The sequence below is a fragment of the Erysipelatoclostridium sp. MSK.7.34 genome, from assembly GCF_019041935.1.
Taxonomy (GTDB): domain Bacteria; phylum Bacillota_I; class Bacilli_A; order Erysipelotrichales; family Coprobacillaceae; genus Thomasclavelia; species Thomasclavelia ramosa.
In genome coordinates, this window is record NZ_JAHPYJ010000034.1 from 1 (window position 1) to 23,045 (window position 23,045).

General features: G+C 32.4%; 22 protein-coding genes. 14 read left to right on the forward strand and 8 right to left on the reverse strand.

Features of this window, described 5'->3' with window-relative positions:
• Positions 1–33: 33 nt before the first annotated feature.
• The 4 genes from KTF99_RS15430 (at position 34) to KTF99_RS17455 (ending at position 2,394) form a co-directional block, all read left to right on the forward strand.
• A complete protein-coding gene (locus KTF99_RS15430) occupies positions 34–522 on the forward strand; it encodes a PTS sugar transporter subunit IIA (RefSeq protein WP_003537320.1) in 489 nt (162 codons plus the stop codon).
• A gap of 112 nt (positions 523–634) precedes the next feature.
• Positions 635–1,390 carry a MurR/RpiR family transcriptional regulator gene (locus KTF99_RS15435; protein ID WP_003537324.1) on the forward strand — a complete coding sequence of 252 codons (756 nt, stop codon included), beginning with the start codon at positions 635–637 and terminating at the stop codon, positions 1,388–1,390.
• Entirely contained in the window at positions 1,390–2,148 is a 759-nt protein-coding gene (locus tag KTF99_RS15440) for a MurR/RpiR family transcriptional regulator (protein ID WP_003537326.1), read from the forward strand. The genes KTF99_RS15435 and KTF99_RS15440 overlap by 1 nt, the downstream gene beginning before the upstream one ends.
• Positions 2,149–2,256: 108 nt before the next feature.
• Complete coding sequence (locus KTF99_RS17455; protein WP_003537329.1) at positions 2,257–2,394, forward strand: hypothetical protein; 138 nt, start codon at positions 2,257–2,259, stop codon at positions 2,392–2,394.
• A gap of 103 nt (positions 2,395–2,497) precedes the next feature.
• Here the strand turns inward: KTF99_RS17455 and KTF99_RS15445 are convergent, their stop codons facing one another.
• From KTF99_RS15445 to KTF99_RS15460, 4 genes are all read right to left on the reverse strand, one after another.
• Positions 2,498–3,412, reverse strand: coding sequence for an SPFH domain-containing protein (locus tag KTF99_RS15445; protein WP_003537330.1), 915 nt, complete (start codon positions 3,410–3,412; stop codon positions 2,498–2,500).
• Between the two features lie 13 nt (positions 3,413–3,425).
• Positions 3,426–3,851: an NfeD family protein gene (locus tag KTF99_RS15450; protein WP_003537333.1), complete on the reverse strand. Its 426-nt coding sequence runs from the start codon at positions 3,849–3,851 to the stop codon at positions 3,426–3,428.
• A gap of 15 nt (positions 3,852–3,866) precedes the next feature.
• Positions 3,867–4,232, reverse strand: a complete 366-nt coding sequence (locus KTF99_RS15455) for a hypothetical protein (RefSeq protein ID WP_003537335.1) — start codon at positions 4,230–4,232, stop codon at positions 3,867–3,869.
• A gap of 87 nt (positions 4,233–4,319) precedes the next feature.
• Positions 4,320–5,018: a GntR family transcriptional regulator gene (locus KTF99_RS15460; protein ID WP_003537337.1), complete on the reverse strand. Its 699-nt coding sequence runs from the start codon at positions 5,016–5,018 to the stop codon at positions 4,320–4,322.
• Between the two features lie 155 nt (positions 5,019–5,173).
• On the opposite strand from KTF99_RS15460, the gene KTF99_RS15465 reads away from it, so the two are divergent.
• The 8 genes from KTF99_RS15465 to KTF99_RS15500 all read left to right on the forward strand — a co-directional run bounded on the left by KTF99_RS15465 (position 5,174) and on the right by KTF99_RS15500 (position 16,206).
• On the forward strand, positions 5,174–11,866 hold the full coding sequence (locus KTF99_RS15465; protein WP_029480900.1) for a glycoside hydrolase family 3 N-terminal domain-containing protein: 6,693 nt from the start codon (positions 5,174–5,176) through the stop codon (positions 11,864–11,866).
• 125 nt (positions 11,867–11,991) lie between these two features.
• On the forward strand, positions 11,992–12,363 hold the full coding sequence (locus KTF99_RS15470; RefSeq protein ID WP_029480898.1) for a GntR family transcriptional regulator: 372 nt from the start codon (positions 11,992–11,994) through the stop codon (positions 12,361–12,363).
• 3 nt (positions 12,364–12,366) lie between these two features.
• The gene (locus KTF99_RS15475; RefSeq protein WP_008791139.1) at positions 12,367–13,215 is read left to right on the forward strand and encodes an ATP-binding cassette domain-containing protein; all 849 of its coding nucleotides are present in this window, start codon (positions 12,367–12,369) and stop codon (positions 13,213–13,215) included.
• Positions 13,215–13,871 (forward strand): ABC-2 transporter permease, encoded by a 657-nt coding sequence (locus KTF99_RS15480; protein ID WP_003537341.1) that lies wholly within the window; start codon positions 13,215–13,217, stop codon positions 13,869–13,871. Before KTF99_RS15475 ends, KTF99_RS15480 begins: the two co-directional genes overlap by 1 nt.
• 12 nt (positions 13,872–13,883) lie before the next feature.
• Entirely contained in the window at positions 13,884–14,324 is a 441-nt protein-coding gene (locus tag KTF99_RS15485; protein WP_008791140.1) for a hypothetical protein, read from the forward strand.
• Between the two features lie 87 nt (positions 14,325–14,411).
• Entirely contained in the window at positions 14,412–14,879 is a 468-nt protein-coding gene (locus KTF99_RS15490) for a hypothetical protein (RefSeq protein WP_003537344.1), read from the forward strand.
• A gap of 2 nt (positions 14,880–14,881) precedes the next feature.
• On the forward strand, positions 14,882–15,583 hold the full coding sequence (gene deoD, locus KTF99_RS15495) for a purine-nucleoside phosphorylase (RefSeq protein ID WP_003537346.1): 702 nt from the start codon (positions 14,882–14,884) through the stop codon (positions 15,581–15,583).
• Positions 15,583–16,206: an HAD family hydrolase gene (locus tag KTF99_RS15500; RefSeq protein WP_003537348.1), complete on the forward strand. Its 624-nt coding sequence runs from the start codon at positions 15,583–15,585 to the stop codon at positions 16,204–16,206. Before deoD ends, KTF99_RS15500 begins: the two co-directional genes overlap by 1 nt.
• 12 nt (positions 16,207–16,218) lie before the next feature.
• Here KTF99_RS15500 and KTF99_RS15505 read toward each other — a convergent pair whose 3' ends face one another.
• Positions 16,219–16,419 carry a DUF378 domain-containing protein gene (locus tag KTF99_RS15505; protein WP_008791142.1) on the reverse strand — a complete coding sequence of 67 codons (201 nt, stop codon included), beginning with the start codon at positions 16,417–16,419 and terminating at the stop codon, positions 16,219–16,221.
• Positions 16,420–16,511: 92 nt separating this feature from the next.
• Between KTF99_RS15505 and KTF99_RS15510 the strand changes: the two genes are divergently transcribed.
• Together KTF99_RS15510 and alr are read left to right on the forward strand one after the other, a co-directional pair.
• On the forward strand, positions 16,512–17,498 hold the full coding sequence (locus KTF99_RS15510; RefSeq protein WP_003537353.1) for a LolA family protein: 987 nt from the start codon (positions 16,512–16,514) through the stop codon (positions 17,496–17,498).
• 86 nt (positions 17,499–17,584) lie between these two features.
• The gene (alr, locus tag KTF99_RS15515; protein ID WP_003537355.1) at positions 17,585–18,658 is read left to right on the forward strand and encodes an alanine racemase; all 1,074 of its coding nucleotides are present in this window, start codon (positions 17,585–17,587) and stop codon (positions 18,656–18,658) included.
• 75 nt (positions 18,659–18,733) lie between these two features.
• Here alr and KTF99_RS15520 read toward each other — a convergent pair whose 3' ends face one another.
• The 3 genes from KTF99_RS15520 to KTF99_RS15530 form a co-directional block, all read right to left on the reverse strand.
• Positions 18,734–19,153: a hypothetical protein gene (locus tag KTF99_RS15520; protein ID WP_003537356.1), complete on the reverse strand. Its 420-nt coding sequence runs from the start codon at positions 19,151–19,153 to the stop codon at positions 18,734–18,736.
• Positions 19,154–19,251: 98 nt separating this feature from the next.
• On the reverse strand, positions 19,252–20,250 hold the full coding sequence (galE, locus tag KTF99_RS15525) for a UDP-glucose 4-epimerase GalE (protein ID WP_003537357.1): 999 nt from the start codon (positions 20,248–20,250) through the stop codon (positions 19,252–19,254).
• Between the two features lie 102 nt (positions 20,251–20,352).
• A complete protein-coding gene (locus KTF99_RS15530) occupies positions 20,353–22,404 on the reverse strand; it encodes an elongation factor G (protein ID WP_029480897.1) in 2,052 nt (683 codons plus the stop codon).
• Positions 22,405–23,045 lie beyond the last annotated feature (641 nt).

A 23,045-nucleotide genomic window follows, 5' to 3' on the forward strand; every position in this document is an offset into this window, starting at 1 on the left:
CGAATAAAGATTTCTGGCCTGAATTGAAATAAGATGTTAAAACTATTTAAAAAGAAAGAAAAACAAAATAAAGTACTATCTTCAATGGCTAACGGAAAAAGTGTAGCCATTGAAGATGTACCAGATGAAGTTTTTTCAACAAAAATGATGGGTGATGGAATTGCTGTAATTCCAGATGATGGTAAAATTTATGCGCCATGTAATGGGAAAATCTCAATGGTGATGGATAATACGAAACATGCTTTGGGGATTGAAACCGAAGATGGTATGGAGTTATTAATTCATGTTGGCTTAGACACTGTTAATTTAATGGGTGAGGGTTTTGCCACTCATGTATCTGCCGGTGACAGTGTAGAAACTGGTGAATTATTAATTTCTTATGATAAAACAGATTTTGTGACTAAAGGAATCAATGATATAACAATGTTAGTTATTGTTGAAAATGGTGGTCATGAAATCACAAAATATAATATTAATGAAAATGTTCATATAATAGAATCTCCTTTAATCGAATACAAATAAAATCACATCAAATTGATGTGGTTTTTCTTTACTGTGATAAATTTTTTCTAATTTAGTTATTGATTTTGTTTTACTTAAAATATTGTTATAATAATACATGTAGAGGTATGATATGAAATTAGAAGAACTAGTTAATAGGAATTATCAACAACTTAATGATAATGATTTATATATATGGAATTATATTATTCATCATCGTAAAGAGTGTGAGCGTTTATCGATTGATGAACTAGCTTTAAGATGTAGTGTTTCACGAAGTACTATTTTACGCTTTTCTAAGCGTCTGGGTTTAAAAGGATACGCTGAATTTAAAGTTTTTTTACGGATCGATAATCAAAAAAATGATAAAAATGCTTTAACAGATAATATCTTTAATCATTATATAGAAACTTTAGAACAATATCGGGATTATCATTATAAAGAAATTGTACAAAGTATTTATGAAGCTAAAAATCTTTATGTTTATGGAACTGGGGTAATTCAAGATAATACAGCGCAACATTTAAAACGTTCATTTTCAATGGTGAATAAGTTATTTTTAGACATTGATGTATTAGCAGATTTTGAGGCTTATATTAATTTGTTTGGTAGTAATGATGTTTTTATTGCTATTTCTTATGCTGGTGAAAATCAACGCTTATTAGATTATGTTTATCGTTTAAAAGCTAAGGGAGTCATTGTTGTGGCTATTATTGCTAATAATGATTGTACTTTATCTCATGTGGCCGATTATAGTCTGCATGTAAAGACATTACCAGTCATGACAAATCAAGGGCGTCGTGAAGATCTGGTGGGGAACTATTTTATTTTAATTGATTTTATTATTGCCAATTATATTGAATATGCTAAAAGTAGAGGAAATGAATAATGACATTAGATAAATTAGTAGAAGATAATTACCATCAATTGAATGAAAATGACTTATATATCTGGCAATATATTTTACATCATAAACGGGAATGTCAAAGAATTTCGATTAAAGATCTAGCACGTAATTGCAATGTATCGCATACTAGTATTTTACGCTTTACAAAAAAGCTGGGGCTTGAGGGGTTTAGTGAATTGAAGGTGCATTTGAAATGGGACTTGGCGCAAAAGCCAAATTTCAAACCACGAATTATAGACGATACTTATCATGAATTTATTGAAACAATGGAACGAATGAAAAATCGAGATTTAACTAATATCATGGAAATGATTGAAAAAGCTGAACGAGTTTTTGTTTATGGAACTGGAGTTGTTCAAGCAAATATGGCCGGTGAACTGCGGCGGGTTTTTCTTTATACAAACAAGGTTTTTCATGCTGTAGGTAACGGAACGGAAATCGATACAATCTTAAATAATGTAACTAAAAATGATTTGTTTATTATTATTTCATTATCGGGCGATAATGAAACAGCAGTAACTTTAGCACGCGCTTTACGAGGGTTACATATTCCAAGAATTGGAATTGCTAAGGTTGGAAATACTTTATTATCAAAGTATTGTGATGATATGATTACTTTTAGATATGAAACGTTTAAAGTAGGGATGTCAGATATTCTTTATGGTAGTACCGCCCACTTCTTTATTATTTCAGATTTTTTATTTTTGAGATACTTAGAATATTCACAAGAGAAAGGATAGATGTAAAGAGGATGATTAAATGAAACTTTAAGAGTTATGAAAATTTAGTTAAAGATAAAGGCCCTTTAATGGCTAATTATGCTTTGATGGGAGATGGTAAAGTTATTGATGGTGAGCTTTACGAAGAATTACGAGGTACCGAAGGATGCTGAAAATGGCGATACTATTCATGTGGTCGTAGAAGTTCAAGATAATGGTAAACATCAGTTGAAACATTGTCAAAGAGTTATTATTACAGTTAAATAGTTTTATAGCAGCTATATTATTTATATAGCTGCTTTTTGTTAAGAAATAAATAGCTTATAAATGTTTTAAAGGACGTCAGTAATATGACGTCCACAATGTTTAATTAATCTTTTTTTGGTTTATCAGTTACTAATTCTTTTAAAGAACTAGCTAAACCGGCAATACCTTGAATCTCACTAGGAATAATAATTTTTGTGGCTTCACCTTTAGATAACTCTTCTAAGGCTTTAAACCCTTGTAATGTTACATATGCACTGTCTGGGTTTGCTTGATTAATATATGTGATACCTTTGGCTTGGGCTTCATAAACTAATCTTAATGCTTCTGCTTCTCCTTCAGCAATTGCAATTTTAGCTTCTTTATCTGCTGTTGCACGTAAAATCATTGATTCTTTATCACCTTCAGCATTTAAGATAGCAGCAGTCTTTTTTCCTTCTGCTTGTAAGATTGCTTCACGTCTTTCGCGTTCAGCTCGCATTTGTTTTTCCATTGCTTCTTGAATATCCCGAGGTGGAATAATGTTTTTAACTTCAACACGATGTACTTTGATTCCCCATGGATCAGTAGCCTCATCAAGAATACTACGCATTCTTGAGTTAATAATATCTCTTGATGTCAAAGTTTCATCTAATTCTAAATCCCCAATAATATTTCTTAATGTAGTTGCTGTTAAATTCTCGATTGCGTTGATTGGTCGATCCACACCATAAGTAAATAGTTTTGGATCAGTGATTTGATAATAAACAACAGTATCGATCTGCATCGTGACGTTATCTTTAGTGATAACTGGTTGTGGTGCGAAGTCAACAACTTGTTCTTTTAATGAAACTTTATTGGCAACTCGATCAAAGAAAGGAATCAAGATGTGCAATCCAACATTACATGTACGATTATATGCTCCGATTCTTTCTACGACATATGCCCGTGATTGTGGAACAATTCTAATTGTTGAAGCAATGATCGTAATTACAATAATTCCTAGAAAAACCCATAATACAATAGCGACAATTCCGTCCATAATATTTCCCTCTCTATTCTTCTATTTTTTTAACAACTAAGTGAGCTCCTTCGATTGCCATGATTTCGCAGTACTCACCCTCGTTAATAGTGTTATTATCAACACTTGCAGCTAGCCATGATGTTGACATAACTTTTACTTCACCTTTAGTATCTGCAGTAATCGTCTTAGTTACAAGCCCATGCTTACCAATTACACGATCGTAATTGGTTTTTTCAATATTTGTTCTTAAATATTTTTTAGCAATAGGTCTTGTAACAAAGATTGCGATCGTTGTGACAATTACAAACAAGGCAATTTGAATTGCTTGGCTAGCCCCTAATAAATCAGCAATTAGGGCAACAACACCACCTGCAGCAAACCAGATGCTTACTAGATCAATAGTAATAATTTCAACAATTATTGCTACGATGATAATGCCTAACCAAATAGGTATCATTTATAATCCCCCTCCTTAAAGATCCACTAACAGAATCTGATGTATTACATCAAACTTAGCAGTATACTTTACACAGTTGTTATTGTCTAAATCTAAATTATATTCTTTTGATAGTTCACTAATAAAGTTTTTATTTGAAATTCGTCCGTAGCTTTTTCCAATGGAAATTCTATGCAATTGATCTTCTGGATATAACGCATCATTTATTTCTTTTTTACCAACTGGCTTAATTCCCAAAACATTTTTATTTCGATCGATTCCTAATAAAACAAAATCTACTTCTTCAAAGTGCCGACAGGCTGCTTTATTTAATGTTAGATTGGTGCTGTAGATAGTAACTGTTTTTTTAGCAATATCATTAGTTGACCATTCAAATTCCATAAGTATCACCCTTTCTATTACTATTATATTATAAAAATTATTTTTATTCAACAAAATTATTGAAATAAAAAATAGCAGTTATTTCTGCTATTTAGCAACACTATAGAAATTAGTAGTTTGATAATTATAAATGATATTTGAAGTGTTAAATAACTGTCCGTTTGATAAATGAATATTATCATTGATCATAATGGCTGGATCATTTTCTTCAAGTTCTAGTAAAGCAGCATCTTCTTTGCTTAATTTTATTGCAGTTAGATATTTATCAGCAAAACCAAAAGAGATTTTTAAATCATCTTTTAAATAATTAAAAATTGATCCTTCAGCAATTTCCTTACCTAAATAGGGTACGATTTCCTTATTATAATATGTTCGCTCTAAAGCATATGGGATACCGTCGACAATACGAAGACGCTTTAAGTAATAAACTGGAGTTCCAACTTTGCAGTTCATCTGTTCACTTAACTTTTCATCAGCTTCAACTATTTGAATATCTAATAATTTATTAATGATTTTATTACCGGGATTATCCATTGTCACCCCACGGGTCGAGTTAAGATACACTGTTCCTTTTTTCTTTGGGGCCCGAACAAACATCCCGCTTCCTTGAACTGGATAAATAATGCCTAAATTCATTAATATTTTAATTGCATTACGAATTGTATTACGACTAACCCCATATTCTTCAATCAGTTTTTCTTCAGTAGGTAATTTTCGAGTCTCTTCAAATTCTTCATTCATTATCCTTTTTTGAAGATCATTTACAATCATTTCATACTTTAACATATAATCACCTCAAAACTCATTATATCATATTAGTCAAGTTTCACAATATTTATTGGTATGAATATAATTTATTCTATTTTTATTGTGAAAGCGCTTTACATTAATTCTTCATTGGAATATAATAAATTTGTACCAATAAATTTGGAGGAGAAAAGATGAAGAGAATATTGAAGGGAGCATTAGTAGCTCTAATGGTTGTTTCATCAACTATTGGGGTTAAAGCAGAGTCGAAGATTTCAGCCGAAGTACAAAGAATTATTGATAGTATGACACCGGTTGAAAAAGTCGCACAAATGATTCAGGCGGATACTCGCTGGATCACTCCAGCTGAAGTGGCGGAGTATAAGATTGGTTCAATTCTTAGTGGTGGGGGAGCAGCACCAACTAGTGGAAATGAATTAAGTAATTGGGTAACTTCAGCAAATAGTTATCAAAAAGCAGTAATTGATAGTGGTGGTATTCCATTGTTATATGGAATAGATGCGGTTCATGGAAATAACAATTTGTATGGAGCGACTATCTATCCTCATAACATTGGATTGGCAGCAGCTAATAATACTCAATTAGTTGAACAAATTGGGGAGGCTACTGCAAGTGAAGTTAGAGCAATGGGAGCCAACTGGACATTTACACCAACATTAGGTGTACCTCATAACGAACGTTGGGGGCGTACATATGAAACTTTTGGTGATGATGTTGAACGGGTAACTAATTTAGGTACTGCATATATTAAAGGAATTGAAAGTGATGGTGATACTCTATCGTCAGCAAAACATTATTTAGGAGAAGGATTAACTACTAATGGAGCTAACCAAGGTAATGTAGAGCTTAGTGATGCTGATTATCAAGATCTAATCAATGCAAATATGAATAATCCAATGGTTAAGGAACTTTTAACACCTTATAAAGAAGCTATTAAACAAGGAACTAAATCAATTATGGTTACCTATAATAGTATCAATGGTAAAAGATGTCATGGAAATAAGGACGTTGTTACAACGTTATTAAAAGAAAATCTTGGTTTTGATGGCATTGTTATTAGCGATTATAACGGTCTTGATCAAATTGAGAATCAAGCAACTTATAAAGATAAGGCAATTGCTTGTATCAATGCTGGTGTTGACGTCTTGATGGTAGCAGAAAAAGATGGTTCAACACCACGCTGGAAAAATTTATATAATGCTTTAGTTGAAGCTGTTAATGAAGGAAAAATTAGTGAAGAACGCTTAAATGATGCAGTTGCAAGAATTCTAACTGCTAAAGAAGAATTAGGATTTTTAGATAATCCTTCAAAAGCATATGCTGATGAGGCAGATCAAGCTAAATTTGGTGGTAGTGAACATCGGGCATTAGCTAAACAAGCAGTTAGCGAATCTTTAGTTTTATTAAAAAATGATGAAGTTAATGCTGGTAAAACAGTGATGCAGGCTTTAGCAGATATGGATAATATCGTGGTTGCTGGTAGTGCTGGTGATGACATTGGTAAACAATGTGGTGGTTGGACAATTACTTGGCAAGGGGCAACTGGAAATACAACACCTGGTACAACTATTTTCAGTGGTTTAAAAGCAGCGATGGATAAAAAGGGTGGAACAATCAGCTATAATGCTAATGGTGTATTTACAAATTCGGACAATAAAGTTGATGCAGCAATAGTTGTAGTTGGTGAAGACCCATATGCTGAAAGTAATGGTGATCGCAGTGCTGGACAATTAAAATTACCAGCTAATGATATTAGTACAATTAAACGGATTGAAAATAGTCATCCTGATTTACCGATTATTTTAGTTTTAACAACAGGGCGACCAATTGCAATGGCTGATTATGTTAATGATGATCATATCAAAGGGATTGTTAATGCATGGTTACCAGGTAGTGAAGGTGATGGGGTTGCTGATGTACTATTAGGTGATAAAGATTTTGTAGGAACAAATCCAATTACTTGGACATGGTATCCTCAAGATATTACTAGTAAGTATGATGATTCAAGCAAAGTATTATATCCGGTTGGATATGGATTGAAAAAAGCTCAAAAAACCGGTGATTTTACAGCACCAGCTGATCCTAATGTGATAGATTTAGCGAAAACTAATGGAAAATTAGAAGCCGAGGCGTTTGTGGATGCACACAGTGAAATTAAGTTAGAAAATAATGGTACAACTGTAGGGTATTTACAAGATGGACGGCATATGACTTATAAAATTAATGTGCCAGAACAAGCAGCATATAAATTAACTGTTCAAGCAGCACGTGAATATGCAGCGACAATTGATGGAGCATTTGAATTATATTTAGATGATGAATTGGTACTAGAAAAGAAAAGTACACCAATTGTTTCAACGGGCAGCTGGACTAAGTTCACAGCTCAAGAGATGACAGCTTTGGTTAGTTTAAAAGCGGGGATACACGAACTTAAACTTGTAGCACGCGATAAAGATTTTAATATTGATTATTATATTTTTGAAAAAGCTGGTGATTATGTTGGTCCAATCATTCCTGATGAAGTAACAAATGAGGGAACTGGAGCAATGTTACAAGAAGGAGCAGTTGAAGTAAGCATGTCTTCTTCTGAAAATTCACAAGATATGGCTTGGTATAAAGGTGAATTTGAGATTTCTAATAAAAATGCAACAAAAGATCCTCTTGATTTACGTGTTGCAGATGATTCTAGTCAAACAACAATTGTTGTAAATGACCAAAAAACATATCAAAGTGTTTTAGGAATGGGAACTTCAATTGAAGAATCAACAATTTACAATTTATTAAAGATGACTGATGAAAATCGTCAAGCTTTCTTAAGAAGATTATTAGATCCTGTTAATGGTATGGGAATGTCGTTAATGCGGGTAACAGTGGGAACATCAGATTTTACGGCACAAGACTTCTACACTTATTATGATGGTACAGGAAAAGAATTAGATGGTAAACCAGATTGGAATAATGTTACTGGTAAAGGATTTAGTATTCAAAAAGATAAAGATTTAGGAATTATTAAAGTTATTAATGAGATGCAGGCTATCGCAAAAGAATTAGGAGTAGAAGATAATCTGAAATTCTTTGCTTCATCTTGGACACCACCAGGGTGGATGAAGTTACCTACTTCAAGTAGTAATTCATATGAGGATAATGAATTATTATTGAAGGGTGGTAAATTAAATGATGATTATATTGATGATTTAGCTAAATATATGGTTCGTTATGTTGAAGAATATCAAAAATGTGGTATTCCTATCTATGCAATGACGATTCAGAATGAGCCATTATTAGAAATTAATTATCCTAGTTGTGCAATGACAGGAACCCAAGAAGCAAAAATTGCTAAAGCAATCAAAGCTGAATTAGCGAAAAGCACTGTGTTAAAGGATAATGAAAAAGAAGTTAAACTATGGGCGTTTGATCATAATTTTGATGGTGCTGATAAATTTATGGCTGATTTCTTTAAAGAAGCTGGTGATCAATTAAATATTGATGGTATTGCATTCCATCCTTATGGTGGTAATGCTTCAACAATGGGTTCTTTCTATGATAGATATAAAGATCAATTAAGTATGAACTTAACGGAAAGATCAGTATGGGGTACTAGTGGTGCTAATGATATTATTACTTGGTTAAGAAACGGTTCTGAAAGTTATAATAGCTGGGTTACGATGTTAGATAGTAATGTTGGAACTCATCATTGGGTTGGAACTCCAGATCCAACGTTATTTGTGCAGGATGCTAATAATCCTCAAAGATATTGGGCTACTCCAGAAGTATATATCATGTCGCAATTTACTAAATATGTAAAACCGGGATATGTCCGTGTTGATACAAATAATGGTTCTAGTTCAACTGTAACAAACGTTGCGTTTAAAGATCCTGAAACAGGAAAAATTGTTATGATTGTTGCAAACCGAAGTGGTACTGATCAAAAATTCAAAGTAATGATGAAGGGTGCTCAATTTAATGCGGTATTACCGGCTGGTAATGTTGCAACATATATTTGGGATGGTAGTGATATTGAAATAAATGCATTAGATGTTCCAGGAACATTCACAGCTGATAAATGTAGTTCAGCTACTAATGCTAATATTAATACAACAGACCATATTATTGATTATGTAAATAAAAATGCGAGTATAGATTATTTGGTTGATGTAAAAGAAGCCGGAACATATAATGTTATGATTAAAGTTGCTTCTGGTGAAGATTGGGAAAATAAAACAGTAAACGTTAAATCAGGTGATACAGTTGTTGGTACTACTGTGGCACAAAGATTTAATTTCTGGGGTGGTGAATGGCAAGATTACCGTTATATCCAAGCTCAAGCAAATCTGGAAAAAGGAATTCAAACTCTAACGATCGAATTGCCAGATGGCGGTATGAATCTAAGTGAAATTAAGATCAATAAGACAAAATACAGCCATGATGTGCCTGGGTACATTAGTGCTACAGATTACTGTTACGGTGAAAGAATTATTGTAGAAGATGGAAATATTGGTTTCTTTGGTGAGTACGACCGAGTTAATTATCGGGTTAATGTACAAAAAGCTGGCACTTATCAAATGAAGATGAACTATGCTAGTGATGGAGAAGCAAAATTTTGGATGGATTTAATTCAAAATGGTATCTCTGCTTCAATTGGTGAAGCAACACTCTCTAGTACTGGTAACGATAGCACTTACAGTACTGGGGTAGTAGAGATTAATCTGCCTGAAGGTGAAAGCCAAATTAGTTTTGTCCCACAAAGTGGTGTAAGTTTTAACTTGAAAGCATTATCGTTTGGCTCATATATTCAAATTTCTAGTGATGAATTAGAAGAAGGTAAATTAGCTGGTAAAGAAATTACTGTTAATTTAAAAGATGGAAAATTTGAAACTGATTTAAATCAAGCTAATTGGGTGGTTGAAGGATTGCCTGCAGGTATTACTTATTCTTTAAAGAGAATAAATGATACAAAAGCAGTAATTATATTAAAAGGTAATGAAGTTGTAGATTATGATAGTAATCTTACAGTGACTGTTAAAGTTGATGCTGGTGAGATTGGTGATACTGGTTATAGTTTGAGTGATAGTGTAATGATTGCTGCAGTTGATGATGACGAAACATTATTAGATATTGGTGATCTTGCTTTTGGAACAACTGAATTTGATTTAATGATTGAAGGCGGAAAATTCAATCAAGATTTAAAAGTAAATGATCTTGTTTTAAGTGAAGAAGCAGCTAATTATATGACTGTTAAAGCGATAAAAGTAAGTGCTGATGGAAACAAAGTAACAGTAACATTAGAACGTAAAAATACTAATTATGAAGATGTTGCAGGGACAATTAGTATAAAATCAAACGGTTATAGCGATGGCAACGTCGATTTAACAGCAAATCTTAAATTATTAAAAACAAATAATCTACCAGATAGTATTGATGTTGGTGATGTTGCGGTAGGATTAAAAGAAAGTGATGCATATCGTAAAAAAGGTACTTTGGTTAATGGTGCTAAGGGAGATTATATTGACTTCTATTTGAATATTAAAGAAGAAGGAAATTATGTATTGACATATAAGATTAAAGATAGTGAAGCAATTACTAATGGTTTAAAACTAAGTGGTGGTTTAGGATTGGCTACTGATAATCTTGGCAGTGTTTCTTTTGGTAAATATTGGGGAAATGCACAAGGTTATGCACAGATGTTGAATTTAAAAGCTGGTGAACAGACTTTAAGATTTGAAGTTAATAGTGCTGGTTTTGAATTAACTAATTTAAAAATCGAAAAATTAACTCAAGCAATTGAAGTTAGTGATACGCTTGATCAAACAACGACGATAACGGCTGACAAGGTAGTTGATGGTTCTAAAGAAATTGGTTGGGGGATTGAAGGTTCAACAACTAAAAATATTGGTTTTGGATCTGCAGGAGCTTATCAAGATTATTATCTTGATGTAAAGACGGCAGGATTATACGATGTAAAGGTTAATTATAGTCATGATTGCGGTGGCGATACTAAAGCTGTTATCATGACAGTAGATGGAAAAATAACTGCTACTTTGGGTGAAGTTACTTTAAAGAATTCTGGTGGCTGGTCAAATTGGAAAGATAGTGACACGATTCAAATTAAATTAGAAGCTGGTAAACAATTTATTCGTATTTATGATGATCTAGACGGCTTTAATTATCGTAATTTCCAATTAACATTTAAAGGGGAACAGGATGTCACTGCTCCAGAAATTACGGGTAATGATGCAGTTATCTATGTAAATGATGCAACAGATATTAAAGATTTACTAGGATTAATAGTTACTGATGATGTTGATGGTGATTTATTAGATAAAGTAACAATTAGTGGCGAATATAATTACAATGTTGCAGGAACTTATACGATTACAGTGACTGTAAGTGATGAAGCTGGTAATGAAACAAGTAAAGAATTTACAGTTAAAGTAGTTGAACCTGCAAAATTAATTGTTGAAGATAAAGTATTAACAGTTGGCGATAAATTTGATCCATTAGCTGGTATACAAGTTTTAGATGTTGATGGTACGGATATTACTAAAAATATTATTGTAATTAGTGATGGTGTTGATACAAGTAAAGCGGGAAGTTATGAAGTTATTTACAGAATAACTGATGCTTTAGGTAATGAAGTAGAATTTAGAAGAACGGTTGAAGTTAAGGACATCGAACCAGATGTTAAACCAGTTGATCCTGATGAGCAAATACCATCAGATAATAGTGGTCAACAGACTATTCCAGGACAAGTAGTTGAAGCAGCTAAGACTAGTGATGATGTAAATATCACGGGTATGTTTGGTATACTTGTATTAGCTGGATTAGGATGGATTGGATCAAGAAAAAGAAAATTTTGTGATTGTTAGATAAAACTCTCTCTCCTTGCGATAAGGACTCACATTGTGGGTCCTTATCTTTTTTTATAACAGCATATAACAGTTGACAATCAGTTATACGCTGTTATATACTGTTTGTGAAGAGGAGGGAGAAGATGAAGATTATCATAAATAATTCATCGATGCAGCCAATCTATGAACAACTTGTTGAACAAATAAAAGCTCAAATCATAAATGGTCAATTGCATGAAAATGATGTATTACCATCAGTTCGTGCGTTATCAAAAGAATTAAAGATAAGCGCATTAACAGTTAAAAAGGCGTATGATCATCTTGAAGCAGAAGGATTTACAGCAACGATTCATGGCAAAGGTACTTATGTAAAGGGGGCGAATCAAGAGTTGTTGTTGGAGGAGCGGCGCAAAGAAGTCGAAACTGAACTGGAAAGTACCATTGATAAAGGAAGACGTTACGGGATGAACGACGATGAGATAAAAGCTTTATTTAATTTGATTATGGAGGAATAAGATATGTTAGAACTAATTAATGTGCAAAAAGATTATGGACGTTTTAAGCTTAATTGTTCTTTAGAAGTTAAGGCTGGTTGTGTTACTGGGCTGATCGGACAAAATGGTGCTGGTAAAAGTACTACTTTTAAAGCTGTTTTGGGTCTGATTTCAGTAGATAGTGGGACTGTTAAATTATTTAGCAAAGATATTAAAAGATTAAGTATAGAAGATAAACAAAATATTGGGGTCGTGTTATCGGATTCGGGATTTAGTGAATATCTGAGGATTGAAGATATCATCCCTATTATGGAATCACTGTATCGTCATTTTGATAAACAGATGTTTATTGAAAGAGTTCGTCATTTTGAATTACCATTAAACAAACAAATCAAAGAATTTTCAACGGGAATGAAAGTAAAATTAAAAGTTTTGATTGCTTTATCACACCAAAGTAAGTTATTGATTTTAGATGAGCCAACAGCAGGCTTAGATGTTATTGTGCGAGATGAATTGCTGGATATGCTTCGTGATTATATGGAACAAAATGAAGATTGTGCAATCATTATTAGTTCTCATATTTCCAGTGATTTAGAAGGACTATGTGATGATTTATATATGATTGATCAGGGTAAAATTGTTATGCATGAAGAAACAGATGTATTATTAAGTGACTATGCGATTTTGAAAGTTGATGAGGAACAGTTTTATGAATTAGATAAACAATATTTGCTTTGTCAAAAGAAAGAAAGTTTTGGATACCGCTGTTTAACTAATCAGAAACAATTTTATTTAGAAAATTATCCTGACGTGGTTATTGAAAAAAGTAGTATTGATGAGGTAATGACATTAATGATTAGGGGTGAAAAATAATGAAAGGCCTATATATTAAAGATTTTAAATTAATGATGAATCAAAAGATGTTTTTTATCGTAATTGCAGCAATGGCAATATTTTTTGCGGTTACCCAGACAAATATATTTTTTGTAATTAGTTATGCTACTTTTATTGCCGCAATGTTCGTTATAAGCAGTATTAGTTATGATGAATTTAATAATGGTAATGCGTTTCTCTTTACTTTACCAGTGACAAGAACTGGATATGTCAAAGAAAAATATTTATTTGCAGCTACTTTGGCGACCGGGGCATGGCTGGCAGCTACAATTTTATCGATAGTGGTTGTTTTTATTCAAGGAACTGAGGTTATTATTTTGGAGTGGTTTTTAACTGCGGCAATGATCTTGTTAGTGGCATTAATGATGGTCTTAATAATAATTCCAGTTCAACTTAAATTTGGTCAAAGTAAAGGAAATGTAGCAATGCTGTTAGTTATGGGTGGTGCTTTTGCAATTGGCTATTTAGTTGTGTCAGTTCTTTCAAATTTTGGAATTGATGTATTTGCGATGATTGATGCATTAAGCACGATTGGATTAAGCGGGTTGTTGATGATTTTACTCTTAATGGTTGCTGGTGCGGGGATAATATCGTATTTGATTAGTTGTAAAATTATGACAGAAAAAGAGTTTTGATGATAATGAGCAATGAAAAAAATATTAAAGATATTAGTGATTGTTATCTTTGTTACTAGTTTACTAGGATGTCAAGATAAGTATCATGAAACATATACTTTGCGGTATTATTATATTGAAGGTTGTGCTAATTGTGAATTTTTTACAAAAAAAGGGATTCCTCTAATCGAAAAAGAATTTGGAAAACATATGAAGATCGTTAAATATAATATGGATGATGCAACTTCGTTTGATAAAGTTAAAAAAGCTTATGATCATGATCTTGAACAGCTTCAGGATTTTGATTATGATCAATATGGTGTTGGGCCGTTTTTAGTCCTCGAGAATCATTATGCTCAATTAGGAGTTTATGATATTGAAAAATTTTTAAATAATTTAATTAGAGCAGTTAGTGGTGAGAAATTGATGGCACCAGAAAAAATCGAAAAATACTATTATTTTAAAGATAATTAAAAAAGTATCTATTCTTAATGAGTAGATGCTTTTTGCATTAGTATACATTTAGATAATTTTGGGTTATAATAACGAGTGAGGTGTAATATGAAAAAAATATTTAAAATCATGATAACCTTGGTACTCACTGTAAGTTTATTTGGTTGTCAAAAAAAGGAAAAGAATGTTTATACAGAAACATATACATTACAGTACTTTTATTTAGAAGGGTGTCCTAATTGTGAGAACTTCACAAAAAATGGTTTACCTTTAATAAAAGAAGAGTTTGGTGATCATATGAAAATTATTGAATATGATATGGATGATACAGAGACTCTTACAGAAGTAAAGGCTGCCTATGATGAAGTAATCAATAGCATTATTGATTTTAATCAAGATGATTATGGATTTGGTCCTTTTTTAGTTCTTGAGGGATATTATGCTCAATTAGGAGTTAGTGATGTTGATGATTATTTAGAAAATCTAATAGCAGCAATAAAAGGTGAAGAATTAAATGAACCTGGAGAGATTGATACGTATTATTATTTAAGAGATGGAAAGGTAAAGGAGGAATAAATATGGCCACACCACATAATCAAGCGACCAAAGGAGAAATAGCAAAAACAGTATTGATGCCGGGAGATCCTTTAAGAGCAAAATTTTTAGCAGAAACTTATTTAGAGAATGTAAAACAGTTTAATACAGTTCGTAATATGTTCGGATATACGGGAACTTATAAAGGAAAAGAAGTATCAATCATGGGTTCGGGAATGGGGATGCCATCGATTGGAATTTATAGTTATGAATTATTTAGTCAGTATGATGTAGAAAATATTATAAGGATCGGTTCATGTGGTTCTTTTAAAGAAAATGTGCATTTAAGAGATATTATTATTGTTCAAGGGTGCTGTACGGATTCTAATTTTGCTCATCAATATGAATTACCGGGTACTTATAGTGCTATTTCTAGTTATGCTTTATTAGAGCGGGCAGTTAATAAAGCTAAAGAAAAAGACGTTGTTTACCATGTTGGTAATGTTTTAGCATCAGATATTTTTTATCATGCTGATCAAGGTTCAGTTGAAAAATGGGCATCAATGGGTTGTCTTGGAGTAGAAATGGAATCATATGCTTTATTTGCTACTGCAGCCTATTTAAATAAGCGTGCTTTAACATTGTTAACAGTATCTGATTCATTGGTGTCAAATGAAGAAACGTCCCCTGAGGAAAGAGAAAAGACATTTACAGCGATGATGGAAATTGCTTTGGAGATTGCTTAATGAAGCAAAAGTTTGCGTTTTTTGATTATGATGATACTTTGATTCATGGTGATTCAGGAAGAGCACTATTAAAATATTATTTAAAAAAACATCCTTTAGCAGTATTTAGACTGCTAAAGGTAGCAGTTGCTTTTCCTTTATCGATAATTGGGTTAGTAAAATTTCAAACGGCTAAAAGTGCCTGGTTGTTTCCAATGGATAATTTAAGTGATGAAGAGCTTAATGATTTTTATCAAACATGTCTTATTCCTAAATATTATCCTAATGTAGTTGCAGAATTAAAAGATAAAAAAAATGACGGTTATCTTGTTTATATCTGTTCAGCATCGATTGAAGGTTACTTAAGATTTTGTGATCTGCCGGTAGATGGGATATTAGGAACGAAAACAGAGGTAATCGGAGGCAAATATACAAGTCGAATGATTGGTAATAATTGTAAAAACGAAGAAAAGGTAACACGGTTAACTGCGGTTATAGCGAAATTAGGGGTTGAGATAGACTATGAAAATTCATATGCTTATTCTGATTCAATGCACGATATTCCAATGTTAAAAATGGTTAAAAATAGAATTAGAATAAATAAAAAAAATGGAGAAATGACTCCATTCATAATTGAAGAGTAGATTACTACTCTTTTATTTTGTATCTAAATCAGTAAATAGTAGCATAATATTAATAATACCGGCAATACCAACTAAAATATATATTAACATTGATAAAAAGCTATCAACACCAAATAGAGAATCAACTAGGTTGAAATTGAATAAACCGATTAAGCCCCAGTTTATCGCTCCGATAATTGTTAATACTAATGAAATTTTTTGTAATATATTCATTATCTTCATCCTCCTTATTAAAGTGTATCCATTAGAAATATCTTTATACATAATATTTATTTTTAAACATATTTATTATTGGGGGTGTAAATTTGAAAAAAATATATATTGGTATTGCCGCGGCAGTTGTGATAGTAATCGCAGCGTTAACTTTCTTTAAAATGAAAGATAGTTCTTTAGATAAGGTGATTGAAAAGGTTAAGGCTTATGATAAATATGCACTTACTTGTAATATGGAAATGGTTGAAAATGATGAACTTAAAAGTTATCTAGTCAATGTTAGTTATTTAAAAGAAAAAAAGAATGAATATTATAAAGTAGAATTATATGATAAATCATTGAATCAATCACAAATCATTGTTAAGAACCCTGATGGTGTTTTTGTTTTAACACCAACTTTAAATCAAATCTTTAAATTTCAAAGTGAGTGGCCGAATAATTCCCCAAAACCATACATCTATCAATCTCTAATTGAATTATTAGAAAAAGGCGAAGTGGAAAAAATAAAAACAGGTTATCAAGTTAAATGTGAAGTGACTTATCCAAATGATTCACGGGTGGTAGCTCAAGAAATTATTTTTGATAAATCATTAGCGCCAAAGCAAGTAACCGTTTTAGATAAAGACGAAGCTGAAATAATTACCGCTGATTTTACTGATTTTAAGACAGATGTTAAATTGGGAAAAGATAATTTTAATGAGAAGAAGGTTTTAGAAAAGAGTACTAATGAGTATTCTAATGTTTCTAGTGAGTTACCATTATATCCAGTTGCCTTAATGGGAAGCACTTTAGATAGTGAAAAAGTTTCAACGATTGATGGGACAACTAACCATATTTTAAAATTCACTGGAGATAAGAATTTTACAGTAATTGAAACACCGGTAACTGCTAGTGAAGAAGTTGCAGTTGAAACGGTAAGTGGTGAAGTAATTGATCTTGTTGATGGTGTGGCATTTTATAATGATGGTCAATTAATGATGATGAAATCAGGTGTTTTATGCAAATTGTATTCTCAAGATTTAAATAAAGATGAAATGGTCAATGTAATCAGTAGTATGCAGACATCGAGTTTAAAATAGAGGCAAAATGCCTCTAATACATAATTATGAAAATATTTGAATTATCAATTAGATTGGATTATACTTAGACAAGATGGAGGTGTCATATGAGTTTACATCGTGATACATATGCAGAAATTAATTTAAAATATTTAAAAGAAAATATTGAAACAACATATAAAAAATTTAAACGTCCGTTAATGGCGGTAATTAAAGCGGATGCTTATGGTCATGGATATCGAGAAGTGGCCACATATATTAAAGATATTGAATATCTTGAGATGTTTGCAGTAGCAACCTTACCGGAAGCAATTGAGTTACGTGAATTAGGTATTACTAAAGGAATTTTAATTTTAGGAGCTGTTCCAACTTCTAAGGAAGAAATTGATTTAGCAATTAAATATGATATTTCTTTAACAATGATCTCCTTGGATTACATGCATCATCTAGAAACATTGATAGATCAACAGCCGTTGAAAATCCATATTAAATTAGATACGGGAATGCATCGTATTGGCTTAACTAGCAAAGCACAGTTGGATGAGATGTTAAATACTATTGATTACAATAAGTTTATCTTAGAAGGAATTTTTACGCATTATGCAACAGCTGATGGTGAACAGGCAGCTTTTGACCAGCAAAGAGAACTTTTTTATGATTTAGTAGCTGATCATAAATTTAAATATATTCATTGTTGTAATAGTGCGGCAATGGCTTATCATCATGATGATCGTTCTAATTTAGGGAGAATTGGAATTATTATGTATGGGATCGATCCAGCTGGTAATGAAACAAAGGAATTTAAACAGGTAATGTCTTTATATTCTAAAGTTGCTCTGATTAAAAAAATTAAAGCTGGTGACCGAGTTGGTTACGGCTTGACTTACACTGCTGATGAAGATGAATATTTAGCAACGATCCCAATTGGCTATGCTGATGGATTGATTCGTAAAAATCAGGGGCGGAACGTTTATATTAATGGTAAATATTTTGAAATTGTTGGTCGTGTTTGCATGGATCAAATAATGGTTCGGGTAGATGAAACGATTAAAGAAGGGGATAAGGTAGAGATTTTTGGAGCGCATATAAGTTTAGCGAGCATGGCAAGAGAACTTGAAACGATTCCTTATGAAATAATTTGTTTGATTACTAAACGAGTTGACCGTTTATATATAAAATAAAAAAACAGTACAATGATGTAAAATCTAAATGTTAGCGAGAGACTGACTATAATAGATACATCATTATGCTGTTTTTTATTTGTACAATTGACTTAATCGGTAATATGATAAAGCACCAGTCTTAGCTGTTTTGACTTTTCCTTTTTCATATACTAATGTTTGTGGTACCGTACCATCAGTGATATCGAGTTTTTCTTCTAGCCAAGTAGTATAATCACTGTCACCAGAAACGTCTACATAGTATAGAGATTTACTACGATTTTTTTCTACAAATGTGGTCATGGTTTGTTGATATGATAATGTTGTATTATCACTATTATTTCCGATAACTACGACAAAACTATCCTTATCTTTAACTTTTTCTACTAATGCACTTTGAGTAATCGTTGTGTATTCAACATGGGTTATTTTCCGATATACAAATAATCCAATGAACACTACTAATACGATTCCAAAGATGCTAATTTCTTTCCACAATTTCTTTACTTTTTCCATGATTAGCCTCCATAATATACCTTTATATAATAACAAATATTTCAGCTAAAAACAATATATAATAAAGGGATATGATGTGACATATCCCATAGTTAAACTTATTTATGTTTTAAAGCATAATTCCAAGTGTCGCGACACATCTCGTCAATTCCTTTGGTAGCTACCCAATCAAGCTCTTCCTTGGCGCGAGCAGGATTAGCATAACAAGTAGCGATATCCCCAGGACGACGATCTTTAATAACGTATTTAACTTTTACATTATTGACTCTTTCGAAAGCTTTAACTAAATCAAGAACACTATATCCTGTACCTGTACCAAGATTACAAATATGGACTCCAGGATTAGCATAATGTTCAATTGCTTTTACATGCCCTTTAGCTAAGTCAACAACATGAATATAATCACGAACGCCAGTTCCGTCATGTGTATCATAATCATCACCAAATACACCTAAGCATTCTAATTCACCAGTTGCAACTTTCATGATATATGGCATTAAATTGTTAGGAATCCCTTTAGGATCTTCACCAATCAATCCAGATTCATGGGCTCCGATTGGATTAAAGTAACGTAACAATGTTACTGACATTTCTGGGCATGCATGTTGAACGTCAGTTAAAATTCTTTCCATCATTGCTTTGCTAGTACCGTATGGGTTAGTTGTTTCACCTAACTTACAATCTTCAGTAATTGGAACGGTTTCTGGGTCACCATAAACTGTAGCACTAGATGAAAAAACAATTTGATTAACATGATATTTTTTCATCATTTTACTAACGATCAAAGTTGTTGTTAAGTTATTAGTATAATATTCAATTGGTTTTTCAACAGATTCTCCGACAGCTTTAAATGCTGCACAATGAATTACGGCATCAAGTTTATTTTCCTTAAAGACAGCTTCAGTTTTTTCCTCATCTAAAATATTAAATTCATAAAATTTTACTTCTTTACCAGTGATTTGTTTAATATACCCCAATACTTCAGGTCTTGAATTAGAGAAGTCATCAATCACAGTAACTTCATAACCAGCATTTAATAATTCTACACAAATGTGGCTCCCGATATATCCGGTTCCACCGCAAACAAGTACGTTCATCACTATACCTCCTAATATGTTTTAATAATACCATTTTTAACTTTTTAATAAAAGGGATTAGATAAAATAATCGAGCATATCATTGAAGATATGCTCGACATTTTATTTATTGAGAACTGCTTTAACTATGTTATCGCTAGCAAATTCATAATCTAAAAATTCCATTTCAAAGACACCTTGACCTTGTGTGATTGAACGTAGATCAACGGCATAATTCATCACTTCACTCATTGGTGCTTCTGCAACGATTTTGATTAGACCGTCATTTAAAACATCACTGCCAATTACCCGAGCACGTTTAGTATTAAAGTTACTCATGATGTCACCAGTGTATTGTTCATCAACGACCACCTTCATTTTCATATATGGCTCTAATAAGGCGGGACTTGCTTTTAGGATAGCTTCTTTAAAGCACATTGCAGTTGCAGTTTTAAAGGCCATTTCCGATGAATCAACGTTATGATAGGCACCATCAATCAGAGTAGCTTTAATGCCTAAAACAGGGTAACCGGCTAAAACACCACTTTTAACGCTTTCCATTAATCCCTTCTCAACTGCAGGAAAATAAGATTTAGGAACTGCACCGCCAAATACTTTTTCTTCAAAAAGATATGATTGACTGTAATCGTAGGTAGGCTCGAAAGTAATTTCGACTTCGCCGAATTGGCCATGACCACCTGATTGTTTTTTGAATCTGGTTCTTTGGGTAATGCTCTTTTTAATTGTTTCTCGATATGGAATCTTGATATTTTCTAAAGTCGCTTCGACTTTAAATTTGCTTTTTAATTTATTTAACATCATATCTAAATGAATGTCTCCAATTCCATAGATGCATTGTTGTTTTGTTTCAGGATTACTTTCGAATTTTAAAGTAGGGTCTTCTTCTAAGAGTTTATTAATTGCATTTGCAATTTTTTCCTCATTACTTTTACCTAAGGGAACGATTGCTTTACCGTAATATGGAGTTGAAAATTCAATCTCTGGAACAATAATTTGATAACCAGCAATGCACAATGTATCATTAGTTTTTGAATAACTAAGTTTTGTAACTGCGCCAATATCACCAGCATGAAGACAATCGACCTCGATTAAATCTTTCCCCCTAGGTTGATATAGTTTAGCGATTCGTTCGACTTCTTTTTCTTTTACATTATATAATGAACTACCGCTATAAAGGGTTCCGGTAACGACCTTAAACAATGTAGTTCGGCCGATGAAAGGATCTGCAATTGTTTTAAAGATAAAAATACTTGCAGGAAGACTTTCGTCATAACCGATGATTTCTTCTTCATCAGTGTCGATATTTTTTACGATTAATGAATTTGTCATGTCACCAGCAGCGCTAAAGAATGCAACGATTGAATTTAAAATAATTTGAATACCAATTTGATCAGTTCCGCATAAAACGGGAATAAGAGTGCGCTCCATTACCCCTTTACGAAGTGCCCAGGAAATTTCTTCTTTCGTAAATGGTTCTTCATTAATATACTTTTCTAATAGTTCATCACTGGTATTAGCAACGGCTTCGTCAATCATTTCTTTAATTGGCCGAACTTGTTCCATCAATTCAATAGGAATATCAGTTGCCTTGGTTTGCTCTCCATCAAAAATTCGTCCCTCCATTTTAGCTACATTAACATAACCGACCATTTTATTATTATCCATGATTGGTACTTGGATGGGAGCAATGGCTTTGCCATACGTATCCTTTAATTGTTGCAGTTTAGTTGCATAGTCACTGCTAGGGTTATCTAATCCGTTAATATAGATGATTTTGGCTTTATCTTTAGCTCTAAACATCGCTTGTTTTGTACCGGCACTGATTCCCGCTGAAGAAGGAACGACGATCAAAGCTGATTCACAAACACTTAGAGCTGCTTCGCATTCACCAACAAAGTCAAAAATTCCTGGAACATCAACTAAATTGATTTTACAGTTATTCCATTCAACAGGAATAACAGCTAAATTGACAGATGACTGACGTTTTATTTCTTCTTCACTATAGTCGCTTAAAGTATTGCCTTCGCTAATACTTCCGGTTCGATTAATGATGCCGCTGCGATATGCCATTGCTTCAACGATGCTTGTTTTACCGCATCCAGAGTGCCCCAAGACAGCAACATTTCCGATTTCGTTCGCATGATAAGTTCTCATAAAATACCACCTTTCTATAAATGAACTTCTTTCTTTTATTTTATCATAATGACAGAAAAAATTATTGTAATATAATAATAAAAAAGAGCGCTTACATATGTTGGTTTGTAAATTTCTTTTAGTGTTATAATGAATTGTTTATTTTGTTTAGAGCTTTCAATGCATACACGTGCGCAGTTTTTCCTAAAACTTTTAATTAAAGACTTATTTTTGGCAAGATATTCAATTAAAAGGAGTATTGATTATTGAAAAATAGCTAAGCAAGTAAATGATTAGATTACTTTTTCATTTTTAACATATTTAGTATTATCATGCTGAGTATTTTTATTAATCTGTTCAGTCTAGGATTTTATCAAAAAACAGTTAAGTCAAATATAGTTATAAATTTTTATTTTACCTATCTCTAAAATTTATGGAGTGATTAGATTTCAAGTTGTTTCCAATATGAATAGTTATATGAGGATATTTTATCTATTTAATAAATGCTCATTATAAAATGAGTTTTAACAGAAAAAATTAAAAAAATTGCAAAAAAGTGTTGACCTTTTGTTTGATAATTGTTATATTTATATGGCAGTCAACGAGACACTGGAGGTTTAGCTCAGTTGGGAGAGCATCTGCCTTACAAGCAGAGGGTCAGC

Coding starts and splice junctions, on each gene's coding strand:
- KTF99_RS15475 (WP_008791139.1), top strand. CDS start 12,367: ATGTTAGAACTAATTAATGTGCAAAAAGATTATGGACGTTTTAAGCTT.
- KTF99_RS15455 (WP_003537335.1), bottom strand. CDS start 4,232: ATGGAATTTGAATGGTCAACTAATGATATTGCTAAAAAAACAGTTACT.
- KTF99_RS15450 (WP_003537333.1), bottom strand. CDS start 3,851: ATGATACCTATTTGGTTAGGCATTATCATCGTAGCAATAATTGTTGAA.
- KTF99_RS15490 (WP_003537344.1), top strand. CDS start 14,412: ATGAAAAAAATATTTAAAATCATGATAACCTTGGTACTCACTGTAAGT.
- KTF99_RS15505 (WP_008791142.1), bottom strand. CDS start 16,419: ATGAATATATTACAAAAAATTTCATTAGTATTAACAATTATCGGAGCG.
- KTF99_RS15530 (WP_029480897.1), bottom strand. CDS start 22,404: ATGAGAACTTATCATGCGAACGAAATCGGAAATGTTGCTGTCTTGGGG.
- KTF99_RS15430 (WP_003537320.1), top strand. CDS start 34: ATGTTAAAACTATTTAAAAAGAAAGAAAAACAAAATAAAGTACTATCT.
- KTF99_RS15445 (WP_003537330.1), bottom strand. CDS start 3,412: ATGGACGGAATTGTCGCTATTGTATTATGGGTTTTTCTAGGAATTATT.
- KTF99_RS15465 (WP_029480900.1), top strand. CDS start 5,174: ATGAAGAGAATATTGAAGGGAGCATTAGTAGCTCTAATGGTTGTTTCA.
- KTF99_RS15480 (WP_003537341.1), top strand. CDS start 13,215: ATGAAAGGCCTATATATTAAAGATTTTAAATTAATGATGAATCAAAAG.
- KTF99_RS15435 (WP_003537324.1), top strand. CDS start 635: ATGAAATTAGAAGAACTAGTTAATAGGAATTATCAACAACTTAATGAT.
- KTF99_RS15520 (WP_003537356.1), bottom strand. CDS start 19,153: ATGGAAAAAGTAAAGAAATTGTGGAAAGAAATTAGCATCTTTGGAATC.
- KTF99_RS15460 (WP_003537337.1), bottom strand. CDS start 5,018: ATGTTAAAGTATGAAATGATTGTAAATGATCTTCAAAAAAGGATAATG.
- galE (WP_003537357.1), bottom strand. CDS start 20,250: ATGAACGTACTTGTTTGCGGTGGAACCGGATATATCGGGAGCCACATT.
- KTF99_RS15500 (WP_003537348.1), top strand. CDS start 15,583: ATGAAGCAAAAGTTTGCGTTTTTTGATTATGATGATACTTTGATTCAT.
- deoD (WP_003537346.1), top strand. CDS start 14,882: ATGGCCACACCACATAATCAAGCGACCAAAGGAGAAATAGCAAAAACA.
- KTF99_RS17455 (WP_003537329.1), top strand. CDS start 2,257: ATGGTGAGCTTTACGAAGAATTACGAGGTACCGAAGGATGCTGAAAAT.
- KTF99_RS15440 (WP_003537326.1), top strand. CDS start 1,390: ATGACATTAGATAAATTAGTAGAAGATAATTACCATCAATTGAATGAA.
- KTF99_RS15485 (WP_008791140.1), top strand. CDS start 13,884: ATGAAAAAAATATTAAAGATATTAGTGATTGTTATCTTTGTTACTAGT.
- alr (WP_003537355.1), top strand. CDS start 17,585: ATGAGTTTACATCGTGATACATATGCAGAAATTAATTTAAAATATTTA.
- KTF99_RS15470 (WP_029480898.1), top strand. CDS start 11,992: ATGAAGATTATCATAAATAATTCATCGATGCAGCCAATCTATGAACAA.